The sequence below is a fragment of the Verrucomicrobiota bacterium genome (genome assembly GCA_019247695.1).
Lineage (GTDB): Bacteria > Verrucomicrobiota > Verrucomicrobiia > Chthoniobacterales > JAFAMB01 > JAFBAP01.
Genome location: JAFBAP010000034.1, coordinates 1 through 15,836, shown reverse-complemented (window position 1 = coordinate 15,836; position 15,836 = coordinate 1). Strand labels below are relative to the sequence as shown.

Annotated in this window: 16 protein-coding genes; 7 read left to right on the top strand and 9 right to left on the bottom strand. The window is 61.3% G+C overall.

Features of this window, described 5'->3' with window-relative positions; all coding sequences use genetic code 11:
• Positions 1 to 323: 323 nt before the first annotated feature.
• The 4 genes from JO015_03950 to JO015_03935 all read right to left on the bottom strand — a co-directional run bounded on the left by JO015_03950 (position 324) and on the right by JO015_03935 (position 6,080).
• Positions 324 to 1,634, bottom strand: a complete 1,311-nt coding sequence (locus JO015_03950; GenBank protein ID MBV9998248.1) for an anion permease — start codon at positions 1,632 to 1,634, stop codon at positions 324 to 326.
• A 254-nt stretch (positions 1,635 to 1,888) separates the two neighbouring features.
• Complete coding sequence (locus tag JO015_03945; protein MBV9998247.1) at positions 1,889 to 3,886, bottom strand: response regulator; 1,998 nt, start codon at positions 3,884 to 3,886, stop codon at positions 1,889 to 1,891.
• A gap of 729 nt (positions 3,887 to 4,615) precedes the next feature.
• Positions 4,616 to 5,359, bottom strand: a complete 744-nt coding sequence (locus JO015_03940) for a haloacid dehalogenase type II (GenBank protein ID MBV9998246.1) — start codon at positions 5,357 to 5,359, stop codon at positions 4,616 to 4,618.
• A gap of 136 nt (positions 5,360 to 5,495) precedes the next feature.
• The gene (locus JO015_03935; protein ID MBV9998245.1) at positions 5,496 to 6,080 is read right to left on the bottom strand and encodes a tetratricopeptide repeat protein; all 585 of its coding nucleotides are present in this window, start codon (positions 6,078 to 6,080) and stop codon (positions 5,496 to 5,498) included.
• Positions 6,081 to 6,299: 219 nt separating this feature from the next.
• Between JO015_03935 and hpt the strand changes: the two genes are divergently transcribed.
• The gene (gene hpt / locus JO015_03930; GenBank protein MBV9998244.1) at positions 6,300 to 6,830 is read left to right on the top strand and encodes a hypoxanthine phosphoribosyltransferase; all 531 of its coding nucleotides are present in this window, start codon (positions 6,300 to 6,302) and stop codon (positions 6,828 to 6,830) included.
• Complete coding sequence (locus JO015_03925) at positions 6,830 to 7,069, top strand: MoaD/ThiS family protein (GenBank protein ID MBV9998243.1); 240 nt, start codon at positions 6,830 to 6,832, stop codon at positions 7,067 to 7,069. The genes hpt and JO015_03925 overlap by 1 nt, the downstream gene beginning before the upstream one ends.
• Positions 7,070 to 7,472: 403 nt before the next feature.
• Here JO015_03925 and JO015_03920 read toward each other — a convergent pair whose 3' ends face one another.
• The 5 genes from JO015_03920 to JO015_03900 form a co-directional block, all read right to left on the bottom strand.
• Positions 7,473 to 7,961, bottom strand: a complete 489-nt coding sequence (locus tag JO015_03920; protein MBV9998242.1) for a YajQ family cyclic di-GMP-binding protein — start codon at positions 7,959 to 7,961, stop codon at positions 7,473 to 7,475.
• A 79-nt stretch (positions 7,962 to 8,040) separates the two neighbouring features.
• Positions 8,041 to 8,766, bottom strand: a complete 726-nt coding sequence (locus JO015_03915; protein MBV9998241.1) for a metallophosphoesterase family protein — start codon at positions 8,764 to 8,766, stop codon at positions 8,041 to 8,043.
• Positions 8,767 to 8,837: 71 nt separating this feature from the next.
• Complete coding sequence (locus tag JO015_03910; GenBank protein MBV9998240.1) at positions 8,838 to 9,107, bottom strand: acylphosphatase; 270 nt, start codon at positions 9,105 to 9,107, stop codon at positions 8,838 to 8,840.
• A 113-nt stretch (positions 9,108 to 9,220) separates the two neighbouring features.
• Positions 9,221 to 9,598, bottom strand: a complete 378-nt coding sequence (ndhC, locus tag JO015_03905) for an NADH-quinone oxidoreductase subunit A (protein MBV9998239.1) — start codon at positions 9,596 to 9,598, stop codon at positions 9,221 to 9,223.
• Positions 9,599 to 9,604: 6 nt separating this feature from the next.
• Positions 9,605 to 9,931, bottom strand: coding sequence for a hypothetical protein (locus tag JO015_03900; protein MBV9998238.1), 327 nt, complete (start codon positions 9,929 to 9,931; stop codon positions 9,605 to 9,607).
• A gap of 1,096 nt (positions 9,932 to 11,027) precedes the next feature.
• On the opposite strand from JO015_03900, the gene JO015_03895 reads away from it, so the two are divergent.
• From JO015_03895 to JO015_03875, 5 genes are all read left to right on the top strand, one after another.
• The gene (locus tag JO015_03895; GenBank protein ID MBV9998237.1) at positions 11,028 to 11,498 is read left to right on the top strand and encodes a hypothetical protein; all 471 of its coding nucleotides are present in this window, start codon (positions 11,028 to 11,030) and stop codon (positions 11,496 to 11,498) included.
• Positions 11,499 to 11,593: 95 nt separating this feature from the next.
• Positions 11,594 to 12,538 (top strand): 16S rRNA (cytosine(1402)-N(4))-methyltransferase RsmH, encoded by a 945-nt coding sequence (gene rsmH / locus JO015_03890; GenBank protein ID MBV9998236.1) that lies wholly within the window; start codon positions 11,594 to 11,596, stop codon positions 12,536 to 12,538.
• Positions 12,528 to 12,914 carry a hypothetical protein gene (locus tag JO015_03885; protein MBV9998235.1) on the top strand — a complete coding sequence of 129 codons (387 nt, stop codon included), beginning with the start codon at positions 12,528 to 12,530 and terminating at the stop codon, positions 12,912 to 12,914. The genes rsmH and JO015_03885 overlap by 11 nt, the downstream gene beginning before the upstream one ends.
• A gap of 6 nt (positions 12,915 to 12,920) precedes the next feature.
• On the top strand, positions 12,921 to 14,693 hold the full coding sequence (locus JO015_03880; GenBank protein ID MBV9998234.1) for a penicillin-binding protein 2: 1,773 nt from the start codon (positions 12,921 to 12,923) through the stop codon (positions 14,691 to 14,693).
• A gap of 13 nt (positions 14,694 to 14,706) precedes the next feature.
• Positions 14,707 to 15,836, top strand: a 1,130-nt coding sequence (locus tag JO015_03875; GenBank protein MBV9998233.1) for a UDP-N-acetylmuramoyl-L-alanyl-D-glutamate--2,6-diaminopimelate ligase, incomplete at its 3' end; no start/stop codon positions are given.

The following is a 15,836-nucleotide window of genomic DNA, read 5'->3' as shown; positions in this document are numbered from 1 at the left end:
TAAGAGTTCACACGGCGAACACGGCGGAACACGGCGAACACGGCGGGAAGAGGGAGAAGGGGAAAGGGTTCGGAGGTCGGAGGTCGGAGCGGCGGCATTGGGGGTTAGGTGCGAGCGTCAACCTTAGAGTTGCCGCCATGTCCTCTTAATCTGTGTAATCTGTGTTAATCTGTGGATGTTTTCTCTTTTCTGCGTTCTTCTGCGTGTTCTGCGGATAATTTCCTCTTCCCGCCGTGTTCGCCGTGGCTCGCCGTGTTCGCCGTGTGAACTCTTACGTGGTGCCCGCGGTGTGCTGGGTAGGTCAAGGCTTCCAACCACGGGAATTACCCGAGAAGCAACCAGATGGCCAAAGCCCCGGCACACAGCATCAGCGGCGTCACGATTACGCCGACTTTCGCATAGTCGAGCCCCGAAACGTCGACGTTTCTCTGTCGTAAGATCAAAAGCCAGAGCACCGTCGCCAACGAACCGACCGTCGTGAGGTTCGGACCCAGCGCGCAGCCGAAGATCGTCGCGGCAATGAATCCGTGCTGGATGACGGGGGGCGCGTGCCGGACGCTGTCCAGCGCCGAGCCCATCACCACGGCCATCGGCACGTTGTTGATCAGGTTGGTGCCCAAGGCTGCACCGGCGGTTCCCACTGCGACGGCCCCGAGGCTCGTGCCGCCGGAGAGCCGCAACAGCCACTGGCCGAAGGCGGCGGTGAGCCCGGTATCCTCAACGGCCCGCACCACGACGAACATGCCGGCAATGAAGCCGAAGATTGACCAGGAAATGCCCTTGGCGGTTTCACGCAAGGTCGTGCACCTCCAGAGCAGAGCGCCGGCCAGCAGCAGCAAGGCCCCGCCCATGGCCACGATCGAGAGCGGAAACTTGAGCGCGGAAGCCGTCACGTAGGCAGCCGCCACGGCGGCCAGCACGCCGCAGGTGTACCGGAAATACAGCTTATGCCTGACCGTCTCGGCGGCGGGCGGCAGCCGCTGGACGTCGAAGCGGCCCCGAAGCTGTTTCCGGTACACGAGGAAGAACACTCCGAGGTTGATTCCGATGGCGACCAGGCACGGCAGGCTCAACAGCCGCAGGAAGGTCAACAGATCCAGCGGAAAATGCGAGAGCACGATGATGTTCGTAGGGTTGCTGATGGGCAACAGAAAGGAGGCGGTGTCGGCGATAAAGGTGCAGGCAAACATGAAGGGCAATACCGGCAGCCGCAGCTTGGTCACGATCACATAGACAACCGGGGTGAGGATCAGCGCGGTGGCATCGTTGGACAGGAGCATTGAGATGAGGCTGCCAAGCACAAAGACGTTCACGAAGAGCCGTGCGGCGCTCCGGCCGGCGAAGCGTGCGGCCTGGACGGCCAGCCAGTCAAACAAACCGGCGGCCTCGGCCAGGGTGGACAGGCCCATCATGCCGAGAAAAAAGAAAAACGTGTTCCAATCCTCCGCCAGGGTGCGGACGGCATCGAGGGGGCTGACCAGGCCCAGCCCAAGCAGGAGGGCCGCACCGGCCAGGGCGATGGCGGCCTCGTTCCATCGGAATGGCCGGGTCATGATGCCCGCCAGCGTGAGGATCGCGATGGCCGTGATGAGCAGTGTCTTCCAGAATTCAGGGATCGGGAAAAAGAAAAACACGGCTTGGCTTTCGAACGAAACTGTTTCCTCACCTTAAGTAATAATCTTCCAGGAGAGAATGTGCGAGCGCCCACAGATCGCAATGGCGCTTAAGGTTAGAAAACCCGCCGGGTACCCAAAGGCTTGCACCAGGAACCGGGCGTCAGGTTGCTCAGGGCCGCCCCCACACCGGCCGAACGCGCCACCAAGCCTTGGCGAGGTTGAAACGGCCGGTACCGCGCATCAGGCCGGCGGCGATGACCACCGAGATGACATTACGTTACGTGGTCCGGGATGGGATCCGGGCGAGGTCCCAAATTGCGTTTCCGGACGTTCGGACCGATGACGGGTTGAGCTTCCCTGCCGGATAGCTCCGCGCACGGCCGGCCGAGCGCTTCGTGAACCTTTCTGGCCAGGACTTCCCGTGTGAAGGGCTTTTGCAAAAACGCCATTTCGGACTCCACGATGCCGTGACGCGCCAGAACATCGCCCATATAGCCACTCTGGAACAACACTTTAAGGTTCGGGTCACGGCGGCGGAGCGTATCGGCCAACTCCCGGCCGTTCCGGCCCTGCATAAGGACGTCGGTCATCAACAGATCAATATCTTCCCGGCCACCTTCCACCAGGTTCAACGCCTCCGCGGTGCCGGCCGCCTCCAGGACCTCGTACCCGAGGCTTTCCAACAGGCGCATCGTTACGGCGCGCACGGACGGCTCATCATCCACCAGCAGTACCCGGTCGCGGCGCTCTTTCGGCGACTGATCCGGCGGACCTGCCGTTACCTTGGTCCCCGGCGGCGGTGTGAATGCCGGCAGGTAAAGTTTATAGGTCGTGCCCAGGCCCGGTAAACTGTACACTTCCATGTAGCCCCCGATCTGTTCGACGATGCCCTGCACCGTCGCCAATTCCAGCCCCGTGCCTTGCCCATCGCGCTTGGTCGCAAAGAAAGGCTCAAAGTTCCGGGATTGCACCTCCGGGCTCATGCCGGTGCCGGTGTCAGTGACCGCCAACAGGACGTGGTGACCCGGCTGAACGCCGAGACGGGCCCGGGTGCAGGCCGGGTGGAGATCGACATTACGGGTCTCAAAACACAAGGTACCGCCGTGCGGCATGGCGTCGCGGGCGTTGATGGCCAGATTCAGCAAGACCTGATCGAGCTGACCCGGGTCGGCCAGCACGGGTTTTAAGTCAGATTGCAGGTGGGTAGTGATCCGCACGTTTTCACCGGTGAGCCGGTGCAGCATGTCTTCAGCCCCGGCCAGCCCGGCATTTATGTCGAGCACCTGCGGCTCGAGGGCCTGCCGGCGGCCGAACGCCAGGAGTTGCTGGGTCAAGGTGACGGCCCGCCCGGCCGCCGCCCCGATTTCAGTAACGGATTCCCGTAATGACCCGTCGGCGGTCAATTTCATGGCGAGCACTTCGCAGTGACCCAGGATGGCTGAGAGCAGGTTATTAAAGTCATGGGCAATCCCGTCGGCGACCTGCCTCATGGTCTCCTTCGTCCGTGCCTGCCGCAATTGAGCTTCCAGTTGCTTCGCCTCGGTGATGTCGCGAGCGTTGATCACCACCAGGCTTTCGCCTCCCTTGACCGGCAGCGCCCGGCTGCTGCATTGCAGCACCCGCCAATGGCCGTCGCGATGCCGCCAACGGCACTCCACGGTCACCGTCCGTGACGGCCCGCAAAGGACCGTCTGAAATGCCGCCCGCGCGGGCGGCAGGTCCGCCGGGTGCACCAACTCGAGGACGTTATGGCCCAAGACGTTCGCGGACGGGTAACCCAGCACCCGGTGCATTGAAGGGCTTTGAAACTGAATGAGGCCTTCGGCATTGATCACCGTGATCACGTCGAAGGCGTTTTCGATCAACGAACGAAACCACCCCTCACGCCGGTGGCGTTCCGCTTCGGCAAGCGCGCGCCGCACAACTGTGGCCAATCGGGTGAGGCATCCCTTTCGCACGTAGCCGGCGGCACCGCGTCTGAGGCACTCGACGGCCTTTTCATCCCCTGCCTCTGCGGAAATAATGATTAAAGGTACGCCCGGCTGCCTTGCTGATGCGAATTCCAGGGCCGAGAGGTAACCGGAATCGGGCAGGCGGTCATCGATAAGAATCAGCTCAAACGCACCCTGGGTTAACGCCGCTTCGAAATGCTCTTTGCGGCGGGCATGCAGGACGCTGCAGGGCAAACCATCCGCTGCCAGTTGCTCGCGTACCAGCGCGGCATCCAGGGCGCGACCCTCCAAATACAACACGCGGATCTTTTCCGTCATACCTTATTTCAGGGCGTGTACCGGTCACGGACGACCAGCGGACCCGCTTTGTTGCTGCCCGGCCGGGCCGGTTTGAGCTTCAGCAATTTCCGATGGCGCGGGGCCTGGGCACCAAACGCTCCGGATCTCCGGCGTACGGATCGTATCGCCAGCGACGAAAAAGAGCGCGGAAAATGGGGTGGCCCCGGTGAAAATCAAACACGTTCCGGCGGAAGACGAGGTGGGCAAGGGTGAGGGAGATGGCATGGCAGGAGAAGGTGACGACGGCAGCGGCACGGTGTTTGTTTAACGTCCGCAGGCCAGAATCGCAGGTGCAGCCAAATCCATGCGGAATGAGCCCGAAGCGTGAGAAAACCGGTTAAAACAATCCATAGCAGCGTCCTAAAATGTGCGCGACGTTCGAACCACCCGCGGGGACGCCGGACGAGCCGAGACATCGCCCAACGGATCCCGAAGGCCGGACAGATGCGTAATATCCTATGTGGCCGATTCTATAGTCAAAATCATTAAAAACAATAACGATTTCTAATATTTATGGCACCTCCTGCGCCGCCCGCCGGAATGCCCTTCGGCTCCGGTGTAACCTTGAGGCCTGGACCCACGGTGGCTGCTCTCCGGCTGCCGCTCCGGGGCAACGGCTAGCTAGCTCAAAATGGGCGCAACCTCGCCCGTGCCCCCCGGGCCGAAGGCGTCCATTTCCCTCAAGAACTGACCAAACGGCAGCGGGTTCTACTCTCCTGCCGCGCTTTCAGGGCAAAGCAGTGATGCGAGGTCCTCGAGGTCAGCGGCCACGACCGTCCAGGCTTCCTCCGGTGCAAAATCCTTGGTCTGATGCGGCCCGTACTCGGCACGCCGCGGGATAAAACCGGTGCGGAGCCCTTCGGCGCGCGCCGCGCGCAGGTCATCATTATGGGCGGCGACCAGCATGACTTCCGAGGGCCGTAATCCCAGCAAACGGCAGGCTCCCCGGTAGGTTTCGGGATCAGGCTTGTAATGCTGCCATAAGTCGGCGCCCAGGATGACGTCCCAGGGCAGACCGGTAAACTTGCGCAGCCGCATCAGCAACGAGACGTTGGCGTTGGACAACGGCCCTAAAAAATAATGTGCGGCGAGGCGCTGCATGCCTCCCGGCACGTCGGGCCACGGCCTTAACCGGTGCCACGCGCCGGTCAGTTCGTCGAGATCGTCCGGGCCGAGGCCGTCAATCCCAAGCTCCGCCACCAACCCTTGCAAACTCTGGCGGTGCAACGCATCCAGGATGGTCCAGGGTTGTTCGCCCTTCCGGACCCGGTCCATGGATGGGTAATACGCGGCTCGCCACTTATCGACCAACCGCGGCCAGTCAGCTATCGCGCCTCGACGCCGGCCGAAGGCGCTCAGTTCCCTGATCAAACTGGAGCGCCAGTCGACGAGGGTGCCGAAGGTGTCAAACAGGATGGCTTGCACGCGCGTGAGCACGGCCGGTTCATGAATGCCGCGATCGAAGTCAGAAGGTTTGAACGGGTCGGAGTGCAAATTCGCTAATTTATGAGTGGTTGGCTGTAAGGCGTTATGTCCGGTGGCTGCAAACGGCTCGGCCCGAAACCCGGCATCAGAACTTTGCCGGTCCTCATCCCGCTTCCAGTTCGTCTCTGAGCTGCAGATTTCTTGGGTCCTTCGGATCGAGTTCCAACGCCCGCCCGACAGCGCGTCTGGCGCCGTCGAAATCCCCGGCCGAGCGCAGGGCCATCGCGAGGTTACCCCAGCCGGCACTCGCTCCCGGGTAAAGGCGGGTCGCCTGACGCGCGGCCTCGATGCATTTCGGCCAGTCCTGCAGTTCGGCCAGACACCAGGTCAGTTCCAGCCAGGCGTCTCCGTTTTCGGGGTGCCGGGCCACGACCCGCTGGAACCACCCGGCGGCGGACTGCCATTCCCGAATCATCCGGGCCGCCAGGCCGGCAACGTACGCCGCCAGCAGCGCGTGCGATCCCGGTATGGCCGCAAAGCCGGCGGCCCTTTGACCAACGGCCTGGATTTTTGCCTCGATCCGCTCAACCTCCCCGCGCTGATCATGCGCACTGGCCAGATCCGCTGCTTGGTCGAGGTCCCAAAGGTAGTTGCCCATCTCGCGCAGTTTCTGGTCGAAATCGTGTTCGGAGAGTCTCGTGTACGCCATGGCGGAGAATGCCACAAATGCTACGGCAGAGAATGCCACAAGCGGAAAAATGCCACAAATGACTGAGCTGCACTCAAGGCTCCGGGCAGGAGAAGGCAAATGCCACGGCAGAGAATGCCACAAATGCAGAGGTCGCCAGCGGTTACATTCACCCATGATTTACGCAAGTGTGCCATCAGTGGCCGCGGGATCGAATCGTGACCTCTCCATTTGTGGCATTTTTCCGCTTGTGGCATGTGTGGCATTATTTGGAGGGCTATGCACCGCGATCTCGAAAAGGTTCTTTTCCAGGAAGCAGAAATTTTTGCGCGGCTCGATGTCCTGGCCGAGGAAATCACGCACGACTACCAAGGCCTGGATCTTACTGTGATCGCCATCCTCAACGGCAGCCTCATTTTCATGGCGGATTTGCTTCGCCGGATTCCGTTGCCGCTACAGCTGGATTGCCTGCGCGTGCGGAGCTATTACGGCCGCACCGTAACCTCAGGAAGGGTGGATTTCGATCTTTCGACCTTGCCGGATTTGCAGCAGCGCCACGTGCTTTTGCTGGACGACATTCTGGACAGCGGGCACACGCTGGCCGCGATCATCACGGCCCTGCAGGAAAAACAGGCGCCGCTGAGCATTCGCAGCTGCGTGTTGCTGAGAAAACGAAGACAACGCGAGCGCGCCGTCAGCGTGGACTACGTCGGGTTCGACATCGAAGACGAATTCGTCGTCGGCTACGGGCTGGATTATGAAGAGGGTTACCGTAACCTGCCGTTAATCGGCGTCTTGCGCACCCCGTGATGACGGTTCGCCTCCAATACTTTTCACACCTGAAAGGTCTTCGCGGCCCCGATCGCGTGGAGCTGCCGGAGGGTGCAACCGTGGCGGAACTGCTTGAAGCGGTGTTCACTGCCGTGCCGCCGCTGCGCAACTGGGATCGCCACCTCCTGGTCGCCGTCGGTGAGGCTTACGCGGACCGCAACGCCGTGCTCCGGGCCAATGACCTTGTTTCGCTCATGCCGCCCGTGCAAGGAGGGTAAGGGGCTTCGGTCACACAGCGGGCACAGCGGGTTTAGCGGGCACGGCGACTGAGTTCACACGGCGAACACGGCGAGCCACGGCGGGAAGGCAAAATTACCCAGCAGCCGACGTTCGTCCCCCGGAAAGGATTACGCCGTCTTTGCCCCGGAGCGGCCGTAGCCTGGAACTTTAATGCCGAGTACGCTCGCCGCTCCGGGGCAAAGACGGCGTAGATTCTCGGCGTGCCTGACCGGCCGCCCTCACTGCCGGCTTTCCTCTTCCCGCCGTGTTCCGCCGTGGCGCCGTGTGAGTCTTTTACGCCGTGCCCGCCGTGTGACCGTGTGAACTCTTTCGTTGTGCCCGCCAAACCCGCTGCGGCCCCCGTGTGCCGCCGAAAGGGTGGACCCGGTTATACGGCGCATCCTAGTCCCGGAAATTCTTATAACTCAGGCCGACCCCGAAATCCTTACTGCGCAGGAATTGAATGACCGCCTGCAGTTCGTCCCGTTTTTTGCCGGTAACCCGGACCTGGCGGTCCATCAACTGGCTCTGAACCTTGAGGTCCAGGGCCTTGATGGCCTTGTTGATTTCCTTGGCCTTGTCCCCATCCAACCCTTGTTTGACGTGCAGTTCCTGGCGGGCGTGCCCCAGGGGTGAAATGGCCGGGTCTTTGCGGTCGATGTTCCGGAGGTCGATGTTCCGCTTGGCCAGCTTGCCGATTACGATTTCGCCCAGCGATTTGAGCCGGTTGGCGTCCTCGGCTTGAAGTTCGATCACCGTGGGAGAAGTGAGTTCGATCGACGCCTTGGTGTCTTTAAAATCGAACCGGGTGGCAAGTTCCTTGCGTGCCTGGTTCAGCGCGTTGTCGATCTCTTGTTTGTCAACTTCGGATACGACGTCGAACGATGGCATATTTTCCTCAATTAAACCGCCGGACCGGCGGCATGCAACGGGCGCCCGTGCAGAAACCTGCAAACTTTTCCGGGGGGCTTCATTTCCCCACGCTCAAGCGTTCCGCCAATTTCAGCGGCAACCCGGCCGCGATGATCTTTGCCTGCGTCCGCTCGATATCGTACGGCAGCCGCCGGAGCTGGACCGTACCGGCGTCATGATCGAAGACGGCGTAAGCGGCCCGGGGATCCCCGTCGCGCGGCTGGCCCACGCTGCCGACGTTGATAAAGTATTGCTTGTTCGGTTCGATGCGCAATTCCTTGAGAGGATAACCGGCAACGGTGGCGCCGTGAACGTACAGCCTGGGCACGTGGGTGTGACCGAAGAAGCAAATCGGCGTTTTCTGCCAGGTGAAACTTGCCGCCGCATCCAACTGATTCAGCACGTAACCCCAGCTGGACGGGTCATCCAACGTGGCGTGGACGACGGTCATGGAATCGTAAAACGCGACGAGCGGACGAGTCCAGAGCCAGTGTTTCGCTTCGGCCGTGAGTTGTTCCCGGCTCCACTGGATCGCGACCTGGGCCAATGAATTGAAATGGGTCAGCAGCGTGCTGGTGGCGACGTAGTCATCATGATTTCCCTTAACCACGGCAGCGCAGCCCAGTTGGCGCACGAGGTCGAGGCACTCGCGCGGATTGGCGTTATACCCAACGATATCTCCGAGACAAATGAAACCGCGGCAACCTTGCTCTTGCGCGTCGGTCAAAACGACCTGGAACGCCTCCAAGTTGGCGTGGATATCGCCAAAAATCGCAAACCGCATCGTTCAAACAATATGCTGCGATCGGGCACGCCCGTCGAGCTTGCAGTTGAAGGACGCCGTAGGCGGGTTGGTTAACGGATCGAAAACCCTTTGCGGCCCGGGGAGACTTCGGCCGGTTGAACGGTCCAGCGGGTGATGTGCGGGCGCAAGTGGCTTTCCAGGATGGCCTGCAGGAAGGCGTCCGTTTCCTGGTCCGCGCCTTGGACCTCCAGTTCCACCCGGCCGTCGGGAAGGTTCCGAGCGTATCCGGTCACATCAAAACCGGCCGCCAGCTCCTTCACCGAAAAGCGGAAGCCGACGCCTTGCACGCGGCCTTCATAATAGGCTTTTTTCGCGATCATGATCCCGCCGCGAAAACCGAACGCAAACGGCGGACGGCGGACGGCCCGGCAAGGCCGCCCGCGATCGGATGTTTCAGGTAATCGATTTTAAAGTTCAGGGTCTGACCGGCCGGTCAACGTTTCCAGTCCAGGGCGCCTTTCCTGACCGCGTACACGAAGCCGACCATCAGGATGATGATGAAGCCGAGCATGCTCGCGAGGATCGGAAGGCTGCTGTACCGGGCGATATAATCGCGGTACACCACCGCCCACGGGTACATGAACACAATCTCGATGTCGAAGAGGATGAACAGCATCGCCACGAGATAAAACTTCACGCTGAACCGGGGCTGCGGGTCGCCTTTTGCCAACATCCCGCACTCGTAGGCGGAATCTTTGACCGGATTGCGCCTGCCCGTCCTGCCGACGAGGACGCTGATCAACAGAGCGGCGCCCGCGAATCCGATCGCAACCAGCACCTGTAAAAGGACCGGGAGGTAGTCCTGAACCATAAAGGCTTAAGAACGGGACGCTGCCGGGGCAGCCGCCGCTTGGGCCGCATTCGCTGCCGCCATGGCCGCCAACGCCGCCGAATCGCCTTTGTAGGATTTGCCGTTCTTTTTCACGGCGCCCCTGGCTACCAGATTCTGGAGTTTTTCGTAAGCCCGCAAACGTAACATCTCCTCACCCCCACTTGCAGCGTTGCGCTGCCGCAGATTCTCGTGCACGATCTCGAACAGCTGCTTGAATTCAAAAGCCTTCTTTTGAGACAGCACGGCCACGAGTTCTTCGGTGACTAGGTCAGGGAGGCGGCGAGAAAATGCATTTTTCTTCTGAATAGCCATAGAGGCGCGTAATATACCACAGGATTGTTTAAACACGAGCGGAAATCCGTCGATCAAATATCGTCTATTTTTATCGCCGCGTAAACGCTCCCCGCGGCTGCCCGGCGGGAAGCCGCCGGAAACGGCCCGGGCAGACGTCTCAAACGTCCTTCAGGCCCCGTTTTTTTTGTTCTCCCGCACTTTGCGTGGTTGCACTCCGGCCTTGAACGAAAGCGCGGATATGGGCCCGATACGCCCGGGAGAATAATTGACCATCCTTCCGGGAACCGCCGGCACCCGTTGGTTTCCCAAACTTCCAAGCAAAGCGCGGGAGGACCGTTTTATTTTGCCTCCCGAAGCCGGGCCGTGCCGGCGGCGGGCGAAATCAAACGCCGGCGGCGGGAGGGATCCGTTCCGGCCCGGTGCAACGCCCCGCAAGGGCGGCCCGGGCGAAAGCGCACGCACCGGCTTCAGCGGCGCGGGCCGCATTGATTTCGGCGGGTTGGGAACCGCGCGTCCGGGCGCGGGCGATCGGAGGGGAAAAGCGGCCGGCATTTGCAGGGAAAGCGCCGGGAATAGGCGTGCGACCCATATTATTACCAGGCCAAAAAGTGTGATTTGAAAATGCCCAGAAACGCGGTGGCGGATTTCAACGAACGAACGGGCGAAACGGCGACGTGCTTAAAAAACATATGCGCTTCAGGTTATGGAAAAAAGTTTTGGGGGTATCTCGAAGGAAACGAGCGGTCCGCAAATTCTTTCACTTGCGCGACGTCGGCCTTGGGTCTACTTCTGGTTCGCAGAGGCCGACTCAGGGTTTGCCCTGACCCCTTTGGCCGATGTCGCGCCAAAAATTTTCCGCATTTGCGCGGGATGACGTGAAAGCCGTAAAAAAAGGCCGATTTAGGTCATTTTTACGTTTCAACTGCAAAAAATCCGTCAGAACGGCTGATTTTAGGCACAATTTGTCCATCAGGTTGTTATCTTAATAAAACCTAGGGGCAGGTTGCCTGAAACTTATTTTGGCGGCGGGAAATTCGTTGACCCGCGTGGCGGAAAGTGGCTAGAAGTGGGGCGTTGTGGAGCACCGCTGGGTTAGTCGGGTGAAACGCTGCATATGGACCCCCTGCCGATCACCGAGCCGATGTTTGTCGGAAAATTCCGGCACACGATGGACGTGAAAAACCGCGTCACCATCCCGGCCCCGTGGCGGCAGAAGGAGCTCGATAAGTTCTTTTCGATACCAAATCTGAAGGATGGTTTTTTGATGGTGCTGCCGCCTGGGGCCATGCGGAGAGTGGTCGACAAGGTAGAGGACGACGGCAGCCTCAAACCGAAGGCACGCCAGAAGTTCATCAGGCAATTTTTTTCCCGGGCGCAGTCCCTGGTGGTGGACAAGGCAGGCCGGATGGTGATTCCGGCCGAGCAATGCAGTCAATTGCAGCTTCGGGGTGAGGTAATGCTGGTAGGCAACAATCATCGCATCGAAGTGTGGAACCTGGAGAGCTGGGCCGGATGGGAACGGGCGTCCGAGCAGGAGGAGGAGGGGCCCGGTTTTGACGAGGTGTGCGACAGTTTAGGCATTTAGTTTAGTTGAGTTTGGTTCAGTTTAGTTAGGCGGCGGCGAAGTCTTAGGACACGGAGCGCACGAGGATGCAGCGCAAAAAGAAAACCTCTTCAGCTATGAAAAAAGGGCCGGGGCACGGTTACCACCGGCCGGTGCTTCTGCAGGAAGTCCTGGCGGTGCTGCAGCCGGGGCCCGGCAAGGTTTTTTTCGATGGCACATTCGGCGGCGGCGGGCACACGCGGGCGTTGCTGGAATCGGGTGCGGCGGTGGTGGCGAGCGACCGGGATCCGGCCGCCCTTGGGGAGGCGCGCAAGCTGTTCGGCGAGTACGGCGTCCGCTTCTCTTTTCTGCAAAGTGATTTCGCCACGGTCCACGAGCGGCTGGCGGAGCTGCGCCTGGGGCCGTTTGACGGTGTGCTGCTTGACCTGGGAGTTTCCTCACACCAGCTCGACACGCCCGAGCGCGGCTTCAGTTTTCAGCAGGACGGCCCGCTGGACATGCGGATGGATCCGCGGGACGGGCCGACTGCGGCGGAGCTTCTGCAGTCGGCCGGTGAAACCCAGCTGGCCGAATGGTTCTGGCGATTAGGCGATGAACCGGCGGCGCGGCGGATCGCGGCCCGGATCGTGCGGCACCGGGCGGAAAAGCCGTTACGGACTACGGCGGAGCTGGCGGATCTGGTTAGTTCGGTGGTACCGCGAAGGGGCCCGCGTCATCCGGCGACAAAGGTGTTTCAGGCGTTGCGGCTGGTAGTAAACCGGGAGTTGGAACAGGTGAGCGCCGGCCTTGCCAATCTGCGGACGGTGCTCAAGTTAGGCGGCCGGATGGCAGTGATCACTTTTCATTCGTTGGAGGATCGTCTCGTCAAGAACTATTTCCGCGATCTGACCCGCGAGTGGGATGACCGGCCGGAGTGGCCGGCGCCGCGGCCTAACCCGCTGTTTGCCTTTCGATTGGTTAATTCCCGGGCGGTGGTCCCGAGTGAAGCAGAAGTTCGAGAAAACGCGCGCGCCCGCAGCGCCAAACTCAGGGCAGTAGAACGAATCCGTTATGAACCGTAGTGCTCGCCGCAACATCACTTATTCAATAAAGGTCGCCTCCATCCTGAAGATGATGCTTTGCACCGCCTTACTGGCGGTGGCCGGCCTTTCGTACGTGTACTTCAAGAACCAGGCCCAACAGTACGGGAACATCCAACGTCACCTTGAGGCGGAGTTAGCTCGCCTCCATGCCAGTAATGAAGTCGTCAATGCGCAGATTGCCTCGCTGAGCTCGCGGGCTTACCTGGAAAAGAAGCTCGCGAAGGAGTCGCTCGGGCTTGTCTCGATCGCGAACGATCAGCTGGTTCGTCTTAACAGCAACTCCCGCCACGACCGTACCGGCGACGAGCTCAGGCCCGTCTCCAACCGCGGTTTTTCGACGACCCTTACGAAGTAGAATGAGATGAGGTGGGATGCGCAGACGCGTGCCGTCACCGTATGTTGCGGTTTGGTCGGGCTGTTCAGCGTGTACTCATTCCGGCTGATCGATCTCCAGATCGTCAAGCATGAGGAGTACGCGGCGCGGGCTGCGGAAAAGCATGTTCACAGGCAAACCATTTATGCAAAGCGCGGCATGGTGCGAGACATCCACGACGAGGTCCTTGCCGACAACCTCCCGGTCGAGACGGTGGTCGGAGATTCGTCGCTCATCCGGGAGCCGATGGCTGTGGCTGAGGCAATCGCAAATCAGCTGGAGGTGGATCCGCGTGAACTTGCCGCCAGGCTCGGTTCCGGCGCGAAATACGTCGTCCTGAAGCAGGAAGTGTCTGAGGCCAAAGTCGAGGAGATCCGGGCTAACCTGCGTGCCGCCAGGTTGAAGGGGATCCGTTTCGAGCCCGGTTTCAAACGGATGTACCCGAACGGCTCGCTGCTGGCCCAGGTGCTGGGGTTTATCGATCACAAGCACGAAGGCGTGATGGGCGTCGAGCGATCGATGCAGGAATTTCTGCAGGGGGCCGACGGGTTCCGCTACATTGAGATTGACCGGACGGGGCGTGAACTGGTGCCTTACCGCGGGCTGGAAAAGCCGGCCAAAGACGGTTGCGACGTGACCGTCACGATCGACCTGGGTCTGCAGAGCATCATCGAGCAGGAACTCGACGCCGCTTGTGCCCAGTATCATCCGCAGCGGGCCATCGCGGTGATGATGCGCCCGGTCACCGGCGAGATCCTGGCGATGAGCAGCCGGCCCACGTTCGACCCCAACGCCGCCGGGGAGTCCAAACCCGAACAGCAGAAAAACGGCGCCATCGTGGACATGGTGGAACCGGGGTCAACGTTCAAGATCGTCGCCACCTCGGCCGCGCTGGAGGAGAAGCTGGTCACGCCCAACACCTCGATTTTCTGCGAGAACGGCCATTTTCAATACGCCGGGCGCGTCCTGCGGGACGCCCATCCCATGGGCGTGCTCACCGTCCACCAGATTCTGGCCAAGTCGAGCAACATCGGGGTGGCCAAGCTGGCGTTGCAGCTTGGCGACGACAAGCTTTATCAGTACATCCGGAATTTTGGTTTTGGCGAGAGGACCGGCGTCGCGCTGACCGGCGAGATCCCCGGCCTGGTGATTCCGCTCAACCGCTGGACCAAGCTGGAGATTACCCGCGTCCCCATGGGCCAGTCGGTGGCGGTCACCCCGCTGCAATTGGTCACCGCGATGTCCACCATCGCCAATGGCGGCAAACTCATGAAACCGTTGATCGTGGCCAGGATTACCGATCCCGACGGGCGCCCGGTGGTGACGTTTGCGCCCGAGGTGATCCGGCAAGTGGTTTCGACTGAAACCACGAAAAAAGTTGTTTCGGCCCTGAAAGACGTGGTGACCAAACAAGGCACTGCCCAGAAGGCCGCGGTCAAAGGCTTTACGGTGGCGGGCAAGACGGGTACGGCGCAGAAGGTTGATCCGAAGGGGGGCTACTACCAGGGGCGCTACGTGACGTCATTCGTCGGGTTCATGCCGGCCGATGATCCCAAGTTCAGCCTTCTGGTGATGCTGGACGACCCGCAAACCAAGCCCGGTGAAGCGTACGGCGGCCTGGTGGCCGGGCCGATTTTTGCCCGTATGGCGGAGCGGGCGGCAAATTACCTCGACTTGCGTCCCACGGAAGTCGAACCCCATGTGGCGGGAAACGCCGCCACCTCCAAGAAAGAATCCTTGACCGCCGCCGCGCGCGACTGAGGCTCACGAGACAATGCAGTTGCAACGCCTGATTGAACGTCTTCAACCCACGTCCGTGACTGGACCGGTCGACCGGGACATCACGCATTTATGTTATGATTCCCGAAAAGCCGTACCCGGCAGCCTGTTCGTGGCGATTCGCGGTGAACAGGCGGATGGCCACGCTTATGCCGGGCAAGCGATCGACGGTGGGGCAGTGGCGGTCGTCGGCGAGCAGCCGGCCGTCTTCGACCGCGCGACTTCCCTCGTGGTCCCGCATTCCCGCCGCGCGTTAGCCCAGGCGGCAGCGCTGTTTTTCGGGTACCCGGCAGAGAAGCTGCGGATCATCGGCGTGACGGGCACCAACGGAAAAACCACCACGACGTACCTGATCAAGCACCTCCTGGAGCGGGCCCACCAGCGCACCGGCCTGATCGGGACCGTCGCGTACGAGATCGGCGACCGCGTGTGGCCGGCCGAACGCACGACGCCGGAAGCCCTCGATCTGCAAGAGATGCTGGCGCGATGCGTTGAAGCGCGGTGCCACGCCGTGGCGATGGAGGTTTCCTCGCACGCCCTCGCGCAGGAACGCGTCGCCGGGATGGCTTTTCACGTGGGTGTCTTCACCAACCTCACGCAGGACCACCTCGACTTTCATCCCACGATGGAGGACTACTTCCGCGCCAAGCGCCGGCTGTTCGCGGACCTGGCGCCAGCTCACTCGATCATCAACCTCGACGACCCGTACGGGGCCCGGCTGGCCCGCGAGGTCCCGGACCCCCTGACGTTCGCGCTGGAGGATCGAAGCGCGACCTTCCGCGCCACCGACGTCGAAGTCGGCCTCACCGGCTCACAGTTCACCGTGCTCGCACCCGGGGAGCGAACGGAGCTCGTCTCGCCACTACGCGGCCGCTTCAACATTTACAACGTCCTCGGGGCCTACGCCGCGTCCAGGGCCTTGTCGATCCCGCCCGCACCCGCGGCGGAGGCGATCAGGACGGCTGGCGGCGTGCCGGGACGGTTCGAGGCCGTCGACGAAGGCCAGGAGTTCGCCGTGATCGTCGACTACGCGCACACGCCCGATTCGCTCGCGAACGTGCTGAGCGCGGCGCGCAACCTGACCGAACGGCGCGTCCACGTCGTGTTCGGCGCCGGCGGCGATCG